16 protein-coding genes and 1 pseudogene are annotated in these 13,515 nt (G+C 67.3%); 4 read left to right on the top strand and 13 right to left on the bottom strand.

Annotation, left to right across the window (positions count from 1 at the left end):
- Window positions 1–72: 72 nt before the first annotated feature.
- Together ACIQAK_RS29555 and ACIQAK_RS29550 are read left to right on the top strand one after the other, a co-directional pair.
- On the top strand, window positions 73–336 hold the full coding sequence (locus ACIQAK_RS29555; RefSeq protein WP_366389330.1) for a hypothetical protein: 264 nt from the start codon (window positions 73–75) through the stop codon (window positions 334–336).
- 35 nt (window positions 337–371) lie between these two features.
- Complete coding sequence (locus ACIQAK_RS29550; RefSeq protein WP_366389331.1) at window positions 372–1,778, top strand: diaminopimelate decarboxylase; 1,407 nt, start codon at window positions 372–374, stop codon at window positions 1,776–1,778.
- A 411-nt stretch (window positions 1,779–2,189) separates the two neighbouring features.
- Here ACIQAK_RS29550 and ACIQAK_RS29545 read toward each other — a convergent pair whose 3' ends face one another.
- From ACIQAK_RS29545 to ACIQAK_RS29510, 8 genes and pseudogenes are all read right to left on the bottom strand, one after another.
- Complete coding sequence (locus ACIQAK_RS29545) at window positions 2,190–2,543, bottom strand: GNAT family N-acetyltransferase (RefSeq protein ID WP_366389332.1); 354 nt, start codon at window positions 2,541–2,543, stop codon at window positions 2,190–2,192.
- A gap of 41 nt (window positions 2,544–2,584) precedes the next feature.
- Window positions 2,585–3,010 carry an aspartate 1-decarboxylase gene (panD, locus tag ACIQAK_RS29540; protein ID WP_366389333.1) on the bottom strand — a complete coding sequence of 142 codons (426 nt, stop codon included), beginning with the start codon at window positions 3,008–3,010 and terminating at the stop codon, window positions 2,585–2,587.
- A gap of 142 nt (window positions 3,011–3,152) precedes the next feature.
- Window positions 3,153–4,202, bottom strand: a complete 1,050-nt coding sequence (locus tag ACIQAK_RS29535) for a DUF6215 domain-containing protein (protein ID WP_366389334.1) — start codon at window positions 4,200–4,202, stop codon at window positions 3,153–3,155.
- Between the two features lie 173 nt (window positions 4,203–4,375).
- A pseudogene (locus ACIQAK_RS29530) lies at window positions 4,376–4,729 on the bottom strand (ATP-dependent DNA ligase); the annotation flags it as partial.
- 68 nt (window positions 4,730–4,797) lie between these two features.
- Window positions 4,798–5,706, bottom strand: coding sequence for a hypothetical protein (locus tag ACIQAK_RS29525; protein ID WP_366389335.1), 909 nt, complete (start codon window positions 5,704–5,706; stop codon window positions 4,798–4,800).
- A gap of 1,344 nt (window positions 5,707–7,050) precedes the next feature.
- The gene (locus ACIQAK_RS29520; RefSeq protein ID WP_366389336.1) at window positions 7,051–7,377 is read right to left on the bottom strand and encodes a helix-turn-helix transcriptional regulator; all 327 of its coding nucleotides are present in this window, start codon (window positions 7,375–7,377) and stop codon (window positions 7,051–7,053) included.
- 154 nt (window positions 7,378–7,531) lie between these two features.
- The gene (locus ACIQAK_RS29515; RefSeq protein WP_366389337.1) at window positions 7,532–7,966 is read right to left on the bottom strand and encodes a DUF6193 family natural product biosynthesis protein; all 435 of its coding nucleotides are present in this window, start codon (window positions 7,964–7,966) and stop codon (window positions 7,532–7,534) included.
- A complete protein-coding gene (locus ACIQAK_RS29510) occupies window positions 7,953–8,189 on the bottom strand; it encodes a hypothetical protein (protein ID WP_366389338.1) in 237 nt (78 codons plus the stop codon). Before ACIQAK_RS29510 ends, ACIQAK_RS29515 begins: the two co-directional genes overlap by 14 nt.
- On the opposite strand from ACIQAK_RS29510, the gene ACIQAK_RS29505 reads away from it, so the two are divergent.
- Together ACIQAK_RS29505 and ACIQAK_RS29500 are read left to right on the top strand one after the other, a co-directional pair.
- Complete coding sequence (locus ACIQAK_RS29505; protein ID WP_401849385.1) at window positions 8,077–8,679, top strand: winged helix-turn-helix domain-containing protein; 603 nt, start codon at window positions 8,077–8,079, stop codon at window positions 8,677–8,679. The two genes, ACIQAK_RS29510 and ACIQAK_RS29505, sit on opposite strands and share 113 nt — an antisense overlap.
- Window positions 8,680–8,832: 153 nt before the next feature.
- The gene (locus ACIQAK_RS29500) at window positions 8,833–9,264 is read left to right on the top strand and encodes a transposase (RefSeq protein ID WP_366389339.1); all 432 of its coding nucleotides are present in this window, start codon (window positions 8,833–8,835) and stop codon (window positions 9,262–9,264) included.
- A 60-nt stretch (window positions 9,265–9,324) separates the two neighbouring features.
- On the opposite strand, the gene ACIQAK_RS29495 is transcribed toward ACIQAK_RS29500, so the two are convergent.
- The 5 genes from ACIQAK_RS29495 to ACIQAK_RS29475 form a co-directional block, all read right to left on the bottom strand.
- Complete coding sequence (locus ACIQAK_RS29495) at window positions 9,325–9,780, bottom strand: SUKH-4 family immunity protein (protein ID WP_366389340.1); 456 nt, start codon at window positions 9,778–9,780, stop codon at window positions 9,325–9,327.
- 132 nt (window positions 9,781–9,912) lie between these two features.
- Window positions 9,913–10,491, bottom strand: a complete 579-nt coding sequence (locus tag ACIQAK_RS29490; RefSeq protein WP_366389341.1) for a hypothetical protein — start codon at window positions 10,489–10,491, stop codon at window positions 9,913–9,915.
- Window positions 10,488–11,657, bottom strand: coding sequence for a hypothetical protein (locus tag ACIQAK_RS29485; RefSeq protein ID WP_366389342.1), 1,170 nt, complete (start codon window positions 11,655–11,657; stop codon window positions 10,488–10,490). Before ACIQAK_RS29485 ends, ACIQAK_RS29490 begins: the two co-directional genes overlap by 4 nt.
- Before the next feature lie 62 nt (window positions 11,658–11,719).
- Entirely contained in the window at window positions 11,720–12,469 is a 750-nt protein-coding gene (locus tag ACIQAK_RS29480) for an ATP-binding cassette domain-containing protein (protein ID WP_366389343.1), read from the bottom strand.
- 66 nt (window positions 12,470–12,535) lie between these two features.
- The gene (locus ACIQAK_RS29475; RefSeq protein ID WP_366389344.1) at window positions 12,536–12,949 is read right to left on the bottom strand and encodes a hypothetical protein; all 414 of its coding nucleotides are present in this window, start codon (window positions 12,947–12,949) and stop codon (window positions 12,536–12,538) included.
- Window positions 12,950–13,515: the final 566 nt, after the last annotated feature.

Below are 13,515 nucleotides of genomic sequence, written 5' to 3'. Positions count from 1 at the left end.
CGGTCGGCCGCGGGACGTGGCTGACTGGGCCGCGAGTCCTGTTCACGTGGTCCACCCGACGCTGGAGTGCGTATGTCCGACGCCGTTCCCGACCCCGTTCCGGTCCAGCCCGTGGTGGCTCCGCAGACCGGTGATCCCGGCGCGGCGCTGTTCGCGGGGATCACCGGTCTACGGGACGGCTCATCGCCCGACCCACCGCAGCTGCCCCTCGACCCGGGCCAGGGCCTGACGATCGGCGACGCGGCCCACGAAGCCGCCGGCGTCCGCCTCTCCTTCCAGCAGGCGTTCACCTTCCGGATACTGACGCCGGAGACGGTGGTCGGGCGCATCGCCTGACCGGTGTCCGATCCGGAACCATCCGCCGAAGACCTGTGGGGGCAGCCATCACCGACTGCGGCCGTACGACACCGACACCTTGCGCACCTCTCGATGACCCCGCCGCGCCCGCGGTCACCACCCACCGGCCCGCCGCTCCTTTCGACGCGGCCGTCCGGGCCGCCGTCGGGCAGGGCCTGCTGAGCGAGTCCCACCCGGTGGCCGGGTTCGTCGACTCGGACGGGGTGCGCGCGTCCGTCGCCACACTGCGGGCGGCGTTCGCCCACAGCCCCGGTGTGCTGCACACCTTCGCGGCCAAGGCCTCATCCCTCATCCCGGTCCTGCGGCTGCTCGCCGACTGCGGGATGGGGTGCGAGGTGGCGAGCCCGGGTGAGCTGCGGCTCGCCGTCGAGGCGGGTTTCGCGCCGGGGACGATCGTTCTCGACTCCCCCGCCAAGACCCGCGAGGAGATCAGGCTGGCGCTCGCCCTCGGGGTGGCCGTCAACGCCGACAGCATCGACGAACTCCGCCGCATCGACGCGCTGCGCAACCAGGACTCCGCCGCCGTCCTCGGGCTGCGGGTCAATCCGCAGGTGGGCGGCGGTGCGATCGGGCCGATGAGCACGGCGACGGAGACCTCGAAGTTCGGGGTGGCACTGCGCGACCCGGGCGCGCGCGAGGCGGTCGTGCGGGCCTTCGAAGCCCGCCCGTGGCTCACCCGGCTGCACGCCCATGTCGGCTCCCAGGGATGCCCGTTGGAGCTGATCGCGGCGGGCGTGGCGCAGACGTACGAGCTGGCCGAGGAGATCAACGAACGCCTCGGTGTCCGTCAGGTCACCAGCCTGGACATCGGCGGCGGACTGCCGGTCAACTTCACCGACGACGCCGTACACCCCACCTACGCCGCCTACGTCGCCGCCCTCACGACCGCCGCCCCCGGGCTCTTCTCCGGGCGCTACACGCTGGTCACCGAGTTCGGCCGGTCGCTGCTGGCCAAGAACGGTTTCATCGGGGCGCGGGTGGAGTACACCAAGGACGCGGGCGGGCGCCGGATCGCGCTCACCCACGCGGGGGCGCAGACCGCCACCCGTACGGTCTTCATGCCCGATTCCTGGCCCCTGCGCATCGGGGCGTTCGCCGCGGACGGCTCACCGAAGCGCGGGCCGGGGCTGGCGCAGGACATCGCCGGGCCGTGCTGCTTCGCGGGCGATGTGGTGGCGCACGCCCGGGAGCTGCCGGAGCTGGCCGAGGGTGATTTCGTGGTGCTGTACGACACGGGGGCGTACTACTTCTCCACCCCGTGGGCGTACAACAGCCTGCCGCGTCCAGCGGTGTACGGCTTCCGCTCGACGGCACCGGAGGGCGAGGTGACGTTCACGACGGTACGGGAGGCGCAGACGATGGACGCGATCGCGGCGGAGAGCGGGCTGGCGCACGCGGACGCGCTGACGGGACTGGGCTGAGGGCCGCGGCCGGTGTCGCACGGCAATGGGGCGCGGGGGCGGCCTCGCCCCCGCGCCCGTCCCTACGGCCCGGTGGGCTCGGGCTGCGGCTCCGGGTCCGGCACGGGGTCCGGTCCGGGTGCCGGGGGCTGCGGAATCGGGTCCGGAGCCGGGCCGGGGGGCACCGGGCCGGGGCCCGGCGGCACGGGCGGCGGGCTCGGCACGGGGGTGGGTGGACCCGGCACGGGCGGAGGCGTCGGCGACGGCGGTACGGGGTCGGGGTACGGGTGGGTCATTTCGATCCTCCACAACGACACGAAACGGACAGATGGAAGCTTTCCTCCACCGTCTCCCGGTGCGGCTGCCCCCGCCTGTCGAGTCCACACGTACCGAGCCCGCAGGAGTACGGGCTCCAGGACCGCCGAGGTGCCGTCAGAACATCTCGGGATGGTCCTTGAGCTGCCGCCCCGCCTCCCGAACGAGCTCCTCCGGAGCCTCGGGCGCCTCCTTCGGGTGGCGCTGCGCCCACTTCGCCGCGTACGGGCACAGGGGCACGACGGGGACGCCCTCCTGAGCGGCGATGGCGTAGAACTTCCGGACCAGCGCTCCGGCGACGCCCTTGCCCTCGTGTTCGGGGCGGACGACCGTGTGGACGGCCACGAGCGCGCCCGGGGCGGGGTCCATGACGAAGTACGCGATGGTTCCGGCGGCCTCCCCGTTCACGCAGGCCGTCAGCGTGCCGTGCTCCCGGTCGTCGCCGATCTCCGTCGCAGCGTTCTCCGCCATGGGTTCTGCTCTCCTCGTTCCGTGGGACGCGGTCGGCCGGCTCAGCCGCCCGCGACGACCGCCTGGGGGCTTCGCTCCGTACGGGTCCCGGGCACCGGGGCCGACGCGTCGGTGCCGAGCGCGACGATCCGGTTGTCCGCGTCGACGTGGACGACCCGGGGGGTGAGCGCGCGGGCCTCCGCGTCCTCGACCTGGGCGTAGCTGATCAGGATGACCAGGTCGCCGGGGTGCACGAGGTGTGCGGCGGCGCCGTTGATCCCGATGACTCCGGAGCCGCGCTCGCCCTCGATGACGTACGTCTCCAGGCGGGCGCCGTTGTCGATGTCGACGATGTGGACCAGCTCGCCGGGCAGCAGATCGGCGGCGTCCATCAGATCGGCGTCGATGGTCACGGAACCGACGTAGTGCAGGTCGGCCTGGGTGACGGTAGCCCGGTGGATCTTGGACTTGAACATGGTGCGCATCATCGGAGTACTCCCGGGTTCAAGGCTCCCTGCCTGCGTTTTTGCAGGTCAAGTGCTGTTTCTTCACCTTACAACGAGGCCCGGGTTCGGTCGACTTCCTCGCTGCTCCTGTTTCACCCTGGCCCTGGAATCCCTGAGCGCCTCCTCACGCAGTCCGTTCGGGGATCGTCGGAAGAACCGTCTCGGCAAGGTCGAGGAGCACGCTGTCGTCGGGGAGGGCTCCGGACGTGCTCCACACGGTGATGTCGTAGTAGCCACCCCGGTCCCTACCGTCGAGGGCTACGGACAGCGTTCTGGCCAGGGGGCCTTGCTCGACGGGTCCGCCGGATGATCCACCGCTCCCGAGATTGATCTCGATCTCCATGGTGTGATCCGAGGAGAGGACCGCGGGCCGGCCGAGGACCGGGAGCGTCTTGACGTCCGTCGTCTCCCCGAAACCCATCAGTTTCACGTACTGGGCGATCGACAGGTCGTTGTACGTGACCACGACGTTCACGGTGTAGGTGTCGAACTGGACCTCAGCCTCCGGTTGAGCGACCTTCCCGTCGGTCAGCGGGGCGGTGTTGCTGTTGCCGGATACCACGGTCGCGGTCTCCGTGGGCGTTCCGAGGAGCTTGGGCAGGTCGGGCCTGTTGAGCGCCTCGCACAGTTCGACGCCGGTGACAGCGTGGGGCGTCTTCTTGTAGGCGCTCGGCAGCTCCTCGTCCTCCCCGCGCGAACACGAGAGGGCCTGCGGGGTGCTGTCGTTGTCGGAGGGCAGCAGGTGCGGACCCAGCCACAGGACGGCCCCGAGTACCGCGAACACGGCCACGGCCGCAAAGGCCTGGCCCCACGCGTTGGGTTCTGCCTCCGGAGCGGCCGAGGCGAGAGGCTGCACCGCTGGAGGCTGCGGCTGGGGCTGCGGCTGCGGCTGCGGCTGGGGCTGGGGCTGGGGCTGGGGCTGGACAGGAGCGTCGGACACCGCCCCGTCCGCGAGGGCCGCCGGGCTCGAGTGCCGGCGCGCGCGGAGGGCCCGGACCACCGTGTGGACGCGCACCGCGGTGAACAGCAGGAACACCACGCCGATCCCGGCTGCCACCCATGCGTCGTCGCGGAGGGCGAGATACATGATGCGTACGCCGAAAACAGACCCGACCACGATGAACAGGGGTTCACGGACCCAGAAGGGCAGGAGGCTGAAGAGGAAACCGAGCACTCGGCGATCTCATCAGGGCAAGATCGCATTGGCTGTGACGGAAGCCATAGTTCCGGCTCGGGACTCAACCGTGATGAACCGAGGGCTTTCGATGCCCTCGGGCTCGTGGCCAGAGCCTCCCGTGTCGCCGACACCGCCACCACGCAGTCGTTCCCTCTCCTGCTCCTGCGGCCTCAGCTAGGCCGGAGGTCGTCGGGGGTGAGGTCGGGGCGCAGGCCGTGCCAGGAAGGCTGTCGCAGCCGTCCCGACCTGGTGCGGGTCACGCAGCGGACTTCGCCGACAAGGTCGGGTACCACCCACCGGGCGCCGGTCACGGCAGGCCGCTCGGTGAAGGGGCAGGTGTCGGTCGCCGCGGCCTGGAGGAGGGCGGCGAGCTCGTTGCGTTCGGTGTCTCGCCAGCCGGTGCCGACGTAGCGGAGCTGGCCGTCGGGGTCGGGTTGGCCCGTGAGGAGGGCGCCGGGCAGGGAGGTGAGTCGGCCCTGTCCGGGCAGCCAGCCGCCGACGACGACGTCCTCGGTCCGCACGTGCCACTGGTGAAGTGTCGCTATTCGGGAGCTGCGGTATGCCCCGGTCGAGGGCTGGTCTCTCGATGTCGTCAGATCAGGTCCGCGAGGACACGTACTCGGACCAGTTGTTGCCCGCGAGAGTGGCCCAACGGTCGGCTGTTTTGGGATGGATGCCGAGAAGGTCCGCGATGATCATGGGCGGTAGATCCGTGAGGGCGTTCAGCATGGCAATGTTTCGAGCAACGCGAGCGGACAGGCCGTGGTGCCCGCCCAGGGCTCTGACCAGGCAAAAGATGTCGTGGTCCGGTCACAACACTGTGCCCGGGTGTACCGCAACGGATCTGGTCAGCGATAAGGCGGGCGAGCTTGGGCGGCAGCAGGAAGGAGTGTTGCTTGACCCTCAGGTATGTGTGCTCCCGGTCGCGGCTGATGTGGTCGGTGGTGAGTTCGACGATCGGGGTCAGGGGCAGAGCGTAGAGGCGGACGAGAGCTCCGGCGATGCGGACGTCCAAGGGCAGTGTGGCGTCGTTGAGGCAGCGCGTTAGTTCTTCACGGGCGTCATCTTCGGCTTGGAAATTGCCGGGGAGTTGGGAGTCTGGGCGGTCGATGACCAGATCGGGAGGACAGAGCCGTCGGGCGATGCCCCAGCGGAGGAAGGGGATGGCTCGGGCGCGCAGAGTCGGCCGGTCGGTTGCCCAGGTGTCCAAGTGCGCCTGTTGGAGCCGGCGGAGGTTCAGGCTCTGGGAGTCGAGCCAGTTCAGGAAGTCGATGGCGGCAGTTACGTTGCCGTAGTCGCCCTTGTACGCGGCATAGGTGTAGCGGCCGCGCGATGAGCGTCGACGAGCATCGCGGACGATGTGCCACTCGGCGAAGGGCCGGATGATGTTGGCCTGCCGCGCTGGAAGGTCGGCGACCGTGCGCGTCACCCAGTTGGTGAGCAGTGCGAGATTCTCGTCCCGCGGTGCAAGGATGCCAGCGGTGCCGAGCAGTCCCCACACGTAGGCCCGATGCGGCCCTCTGAGGAAGTGCGTCGAGGGACTCGCGGCTCAGCATCTCCGGGGAGAGGGCCAGGTGCCTCACGAGGTGAGCGGCTGGGCTCCGTCGCAGCCACTTCAGGCCCTGGTAAGGATTCTCCGCATCGGCCAACACGTGAACGAGCGGCTTTAGGGGCGGCGCCACGCCCTCCCCGTGGGCGGAGAGTAGATGGGTGACGCGGTCGGTCAAAGTGCAGCGGGGACAGCGACCGGCGGAGTACAGGTCCGATGGTTCGTCGCAGGTCGCACAGCGCTCAACTGGTTCGTCGGGGAACGAGCACGCCTTGCACAGCGGAGCTCCTTCGGCAGTCTGCCCTACGAGGATGCGGCGCCGACGGCACGAGGCGCATGGAGCGGGCGTCGACCGAGTCGTCCGGTAGCAGGGTGCGCAGACCGGTCCTCGCGGCCAGAAGATCTTGACCTTCACGGTTCGGCCGCACAGCGTGCAGGCACCCTCCGCGCGGGGGCGGCATGTGTCGCAGTGGCACGCGCCGCGGCCGCTGTTGATGTGGTGACCTGGGCGGGCCTCTTGCAGATGGCGCACGGCTTCTTTGGCCGCTTATGGCATCGGTAGCAGGCGTCAGCCTGGTTCCGTCGGCCCGAGCCATGATGGGCGCGATCTCTTTGCAGATCCCGCACTGTCGTGGCGGGCTGGAGTAGCAGGTGCTGCAGACCGGGCCTGCGGTGGTCAGGGCGTTGACCCGGCGTAGCCGGCCGCAGCTGCAGCAGGTCTGAGTGTTCTTGGGTGCGCAGGTCTGGCACAGGCTGGTTCCGTCGGGCAGGCGCCGGTACGGGAGCATGAGCCGGCGGCAGTTGGCGCAGGTCTCCTCGGCGTCCGGCTCCTTGTTTCTGCACGGAAGGCAGATGCCGCCATCCTCGCGGCGCGTGTAGATGCTGGCCACGTTGCCGCACCGGGCGCACGGCTTCTTGCGGCGGCGGCCGGCGCAGCGTGAACGCAGGCGCCCTTCCGGCCCATTCTCGATGGGGAGGGGCTGGATGCGCCCACAGTCGGCGCAGGCCAACAGCGCGACCTTGTCGTCGTGTCCGGCGGCGGCGAGCGCGGCCAGCAGGCGCACTGCGCAGGAAGGGCAGTCGCTACGGGAGCGCTCAGAGTGTCGGGTCCACCGGACAGGTATCGAAGCAGGCGGAAGGCGTTCGCGCCTCGCCATGCCTGAGCCTGCTCGGCCGCGGCCTGGGCCTGCTCGGGGGAAAGCGTGTCGCCCACTGCCGATCGCAGCAGCACGACGATCTGTTCCTGGGCGGCAGCCAGCTCGGCACGTAGGCGGATTTGGTCGGAAGTCGGCGGCCTCATGGCTGTCCTGGACGCCGGATCGTGGTCCGCCGTTGCTTGAGCGGAAGCGGCTCTGCCTGCCCGTCGGCGGTCTTCTTGACCTGGGCGTTGACCACTTTCGGTTTTATGAGGTCATTCGGGGTGCACTGGAAGATGTCGCACAAGGCGACCAGGGTGTCCATGCTCATCCGCCGGGGCGGCTGCGTCACCAGGCGGTAGACCTGTTCGCGCGACAGCGTCACGCCGCGCTCGGCAAGGAGCGGCACGAGGTCCGATGTCTGGAATATCTGATGCTCCGCCATCGTGGCCCGCAAGCACCACTCGTATCCCATCTTTTTGATCATTTAAGATCCCAGTCGTCACCCAGCCGACGCTTCAGTGAAGCCTCAAGGAGCTGGTTGCGGTACTCGTCGGAGACGCCTAATGGTGTGCTCGGGTATTGGAACTCTCCGAATACCCCAGCGAATGTCGTGAGGTGAGCGGTGTTTGCGGCCCGGATCATTCAGCGCCTGGGTTCGTGGTCGGGTGAGAGCCAGGCGAAGCTTCATAGTCCTCAAGCTGCTCGGGGGTTCCCACAAACGCCGGGCCAGCGTTGGCCGGCAGCCTCGTGATGATTATGGCGATGGCGTCCTCCACGGTTGCGGCTGGACCGACCGATTCAGTGCGTAGTGGGCCGGAAACCCAGTAGCCACCCCCCTTGGCGGGTTGGATGTATGGAATGTCCCATGTCCAGCGGTGTTCGGTGCAGCGACTGAAGTGCAGTTCTCCCATGCCTGTCCAGGGGAAGAGCTGCCGTAGGCGAGGATGGCCGTAGGCAGCGTTGACGAGTTCGTCGCGGACTCGACCGTCTCGGCGAACGGCCTGCCAACCTGCTTCCGTGGCATCGTGGCTTGCGGATGTCTGCGCGTTCTCGTTCTGGTCATCGAGAGTCACGTACGTCTTCTCCTTGCTGGTGGCTGCTGGCTCGTCGGCTGATCTCGGCTGCGTAGGCGCCCCAGTCTCCGGCGGCGGCTCGCTGCCATTTGACGGCGACGGTGATGTCGATGCCGAGCGTGCGGGCGAGGACCGCGGCGGGCAGCTCGGTGGCGAGCTGGAACAGGGCAGTCGACCGGGTCTCGGCGAGCCGGATGCCGAGTTTGCGGAGTCGTTCGCCCATGGCCCAGACGCTGATCGGGCGCCAGGCCGGCCGCCGGGGAAAAGCCAGGGTGAGTCTGCCCGGGCGAGGACGGCATGGCTCCGGCGAACCGCAACTTGCTGAAGGGCGAGCTCAGCAACGGGACCGGGCAAGTCGACGGGGAGGGCGCCGAGGCGGAGGCGGACTGCTCCGTCGGTCTCCTCGATGCGGTCTGGCCGGGGTGGCATCGAAGGGATCTCCCGGTCGGCCTCGGCTCTCGAGCACACAGATAACGCGACTGGAACGGGAGTTGGAGCGCGGACCGTTGGTGCACGGATGGACCGATCTGCAGTGGACGCTGGCCCGGGTAAAGGCGATGATCGGCCGCCTGTTCCACGTCTCGTGCACGGTGGAGGGTACGTGGCGGCTGTTTCGGCGGCACGGATGGTCGTGGCAGCAGCCCGTCCGGCGGGCGATCGAGCGCGACGACGACGCGGTGCGCTGTGGAGGCGGGAGGTCTGGCCGCGGGTAAGAGCACCGCGGCGGTGAACAACGCCTGGGTGGTCTTCGAGGACGAGGCCGGCCAGTCGATGACGCCACCGCGTGCCAGGGCCCGGGGCCGCCTGGGCGTCACTCCGGTCGTCCGCGTGCGCGGACGCGGTTCAGGTCGGGTCTCGATGGGGGGATGACCTGCTACAAGCCCGGTGAGCGCTCTCGCCTGATCTACGCGGTCCGCGAGTACCGGGGCCGTAAGGACAAACCTAAGGGTTTCGGCTGGAAGGACTACCGCGACTTGATCGCCCGTGCCCACACTCATCTCGGCGGCCCGATCGTCCTGGTGTGGGACAACCTGCGCATGCACCTGGTCGCGCCGCTACGGGAGTTCTTCGCGGCCAACACCGCCGGGCTAACCGTCTTCCAGTTACCGACCTACGTCCCGGACCTGAACCCGCAGGAGGGCGTCTGGTCGCTGGTCAAACGCGACATCGGCAACCTCGCCGCAGCGGACCTCAGCCAGATCACCCGAGCCGTAAAGCGTCGCCTCAGAAGGATCCAGTACCGACCGGAGCTGGTCGACGGCTGCCTGCAGGCCACGGGTCTGATGCTGGAGGGCTGACATACTTCAGTCCTCCCAGTTCGCGTAGTCACCCATCGCAATGTCGTCACACAGGGCCTCCTAAAGCCCGTTGCGTGCGAGCGCGGTGTCATCGAGGGTGGCCAGGAGCTCGCGGAGGTCGCCCGCCGCCTCCTCGAATTTTTCCTCCTCGCCTTCTTCGTAGAACGGGAAGCGGGCGATGGTGGCCGCGACGCACCGGTGGAAGGCTTCGAGGTCCCTGTTCACGTGATTGGTGGTCGAAGACTCGGCCATGGGCATGTGCACGATGCGGCGCGAAGCCACTTCGATGGCGATGTGTCCAAACAGGCCGCTGGTCCCGAAGACGACCAACCCGCTGTCGCCCATCCCGCCGAGGACCGCCGCCTCAGCAAGCGGCTGGTACTCATAGCCGATCAGCCCCGCCGGGACTCCGATCTGCCGCAGATCGGCGGCAATCTCAGGGGGCACCTCTGGTGAGCAGCCGATACGGACCACGACGTACTGGGGCAACGACAACGGCGGCAGGTTTCGAATCACGCGGACATCATCCTCGTTCTCCCGCGTCGTGGGTCAACCGCGAGCCAGGCCCCCAGCACCACGCGGCAGACCCCGACAGCACGGATTCAAGTTCAGTAGTTCATACCAGGTGTTCTCAATGCTGGCCGCGAGTCAGCTACGCGCTGCTGATTGACGCCGACTGGATGCCAGTAGTCCCAAGGCGAACAGAACAAGAGCCGCAGTCCACGCGGGCAGACTCTCGGATGGATAGAGCGTGAGAGCCCACCACTCAGCTACTGGCTTCCCGGAAGGGTGAAAAGCGCGGCCGAGACTGGCGCTGATCAGCAGGAGCAGCAGGCAGACGGCGCCAGCTGCTGCCTCGTTACTGACCCGCCGTACGACCAGAGCCACAGCGAGGAGCAGCATCAGGTTGCGTGGGATGTCCATGCCCAAGATGAGGCCCAGTAGATGAGACAACGTCACAGTGACCGTGACGGCCCCGAGGTCCCAGCGGTCAACGCGCACGACTGCTGTCCTCTCGGGAGCGTCCAGGCGACGCTCGAGGCAGTAGAGGACTGCCCCGACAACGAGGAGCGGCGTGAAGTACTGAACACGCGTACTGACCATGCCGCCCAGAAATGCCGGTACGGGGACTTCCGTCCCGCCAAGTATCCAGCAGATCACTGCCAGCAGCAGGAGTGCGCAGGGCACGGTCCACCAACGTCGCACGACGGAAAAGTAGAGCTTCACGTCGTTCCCCCCACACAGTGGGTCTGGTCTTGGGCGGCCTTAGTGAACCACTGGGCCTGCTGCTCGGCCGGAAGCTGACGGATGCGCTGGACCTGCTTCCAGTCCTGCTCAGGGACGCTCGCCCGCACGTCTTCTTCGTCTATGCCTACGACCAGCAGCGCCCATGTGTCAGCCAGGTACGGCTGGCGGCAGTCACGTATGCCGTGGAGGGCGGCGACGCCGGCGACGGCCGATCGTGCGAGATCGACGCGGAGTTGCTCGGTGCTGTTCTCCGGCGACCAGTACAGGGGCCAGGTACCCGGTTCGAGATCGAGTTCATCGGAGGCCAGTCGCAGCGTCCGTGGCGAGGGCACTCCAGAGGCTCGCAGTTCTTCCAGCGCCGACAGGGAGCTGTTTCGCAGGCTCAAGGCCTTCTCCCCGTACTCTTCGGGCAGGCAGAGCGTCGGCGACTGGCCGACGCATACGGTGTGGCCGACGCGTGCATTTGCGAGCGGGCTGTGCCCCCAGTCCGATACAAGACTTCTGCCTGTGAGGATCGTTGCTGCCAGAACGGCCACGCTCAACACGATCAGCCAAGGCCTGCGGCGGACGCCCACGATTAGCACGACAGCCACAGCGATTCCTGCCGTGACCAGCCAGGGAACAAGATAGACGAGTGGGTCCAGAGTGTCGGTGAGGGTCGAGTTCTCAGTAATGAAGCCATTCAGATGACGCCATGAGGGGGCACTCATGGACTGCGGAATGGCCAGCCAAACCCAGCTGCTGACCGCAGCGATCAACGCGGCAACAGCACGTGGACACAGCAGCCCCACCATCCAGCCGATGACTACCCAGGCGCACGGGAGTACCAACAGGTGCCCAACGGCAAGCAGACCGGAAGTGCTCGGCCAGACCCCGACGGTCATCCTGGTCATGATCAGGGCGCCAACGACAAGGACGAGGTGCAGCGCGAAGACCGGTCGGGACGCCCACAACCACTGGCGCACAGGACCTCGAGAGCTGACCCTCCGCAGGTCTTCCACGTGCCGCTGGCGGCCGGCTTCCCAGGCGGCAGCCCCGGCCACTGCCGGAGCGATTGCTGTGATGCCCCAGGAGGCGAACTCGCCCGATGCCAGGCCGTAGCCGTGAACGCCCCAGAAGTTTCCCTCCGTGACGAAGCTGTTCAAGTAAAAAAGCGCCGGGAGGATCAACCAAGGGGCGGAGGACGCACGAAGATTCCCGAGCGAGATCACTGTTCCACCGATCCCAGCAGAGCTGAATAGGCGCTCTCCAGGCGTCGTCCTGGAACACTCTGCGGATCGGCGTAGTCGGCGAATTCTGTTACTCCACCCTGAAATCTCGGGGTCCCGTTTTCCAGGACCACAACCTCGTCGAAGGCTTGGTCCAGGTCGGCAATGTCATGTGTGGACACGATGACGTGCACGCTGCCTCGCAGTTCGACGAGCAGATCGTGGAACCGGCGTCGCTGGACAGGGTCCAGGCCGACCGTGGGTTCGTCGAGAAGCAAGAGTTCCGCGTCATGCACCAAGGCCTGGGCAATGGCCAGCCGTTGCTGTTGCCCTCCCGAGAGGGTCGCAACCTTGTCCTTGATCTTCGTCGTCAGCCCGACACGCTCGATCGCTGCGGGAGCGGCACGCCAGGCGTCTCGTTCCCGCATCCCCTTGAGCCAGCCGACGTAGGCAACGTGCTCCCGGCAAGTCATTCTCGGAAGAAAGCTGGCACGCTGGGGCAACCAGGAGACCTTGCGCCGGTAGGACTGCAAAGTCCTGCTATTAGTGGACCGCAACTCGCCGAAGCGGACCTTTCCTTCCAGTGGAGCGTGCGCGCTCGCTCCTAGCGCAAGAAGCGTGCTCTTACCCGCTCCGTTCGGACCCAGAAGGACGGTGTTGCCCGGCGAGAAACTCAGGTCGAGTCTGTCGATGACAGGACGTGTCCTGCGGCTGTAGCGGAACGTACAGGACTGGTAGTGCAACGGCATGGGTCAACCTCATCGACGGAACTCGCCCCCGGCCCCGCGGTGAACGCGGTGCCGGGGACAGTATGACTAGTAGGAAACGACCAGGTACCTGACCGAAACGGTCGAGCCACCACCGTCATTGACTACGAAGTAGTAGTCCCCGGCTCCATGGTCCTTCCAGTTTCCCGTGGAGGTCGACGAGGGGCCCGCGAAGCACTTCGTGAACGCCGCCCTGGTGTAGTCCGTGTCAGGGAAGTTGTTGACGACCTTGTAAAGTGTGACGTTTACAACAGTGTTCCCTCCCGTGCACCCGGTGAACTTGATCGTGGTGCCCGTGGAGGAGCTCGGCTGGTACCACCGGCGGGACTCATAGCCCGGGCCGACGCCGGACAGGCTGCTGTCCCAGCTCCCCGCCTGAGCCGGCGAGGCGAAGATACTGACGATCGTGACGGCGCTGAGCAGCACTATGGCTGCCCGACGAACCGAGGCTCGCAGAGCCATGACACGCGCGTGGAGAGATCTCACAGGTACATCCCATTCGTTCGCGGGTCGAATCCGGGCACGCGAAGAGGGAATCCCCCTCCCCCGGAAAGGCATGCCCGCCCCGACAAGAGCGCCATGCTCCTGCCACATGCCAAACGGTGAGATCGTAAGTTGATAGCCAAAATTGATCAACGGCCACTTTCGGTCATGTCTTGGAACACAGCGACATCCGCAGGGCCCTGGCTCACACCTCACGAGCACCCTCGCGCGCTCAACGTGGCGAACGGGCCGGCATTCAAGTGCTGACTTCCGTATCGCTGGGCTGGGCCTTCTCGCGAGGCGCCGACCATCGTCTCACCTCGTGCTGAGGAATGGCAGCTCAGAGCCCGTCGCCTCAGACACCAGAGCAAGAACGCACTCGGCGCTGAAGTGAGAGTCAGCACCCAGGCGTATGCGGTGATCAACGCCGCGGATCCGTCTTGCGGTCTAAGAGCTCGTAACACGATCTTGCTGAATCGTCCTGGTGGGGCGTGACCGATCTGACGATTCGGCCGTTCGTGATGGTGTGAGCACTCGGCCGTGGA

It is taken from the genome of Streptomyces sp. NPDC088706, from assembly GCF_044752765.1.
Classification (GTDB): Bacteria; Actinomycetota; Actinomycetes; order Streptomycetales; family Streptomycetaceae; genus Streptomyces.
This window is presented reverse-complemented; position numbering and strand designations above follow the sequence as displayed.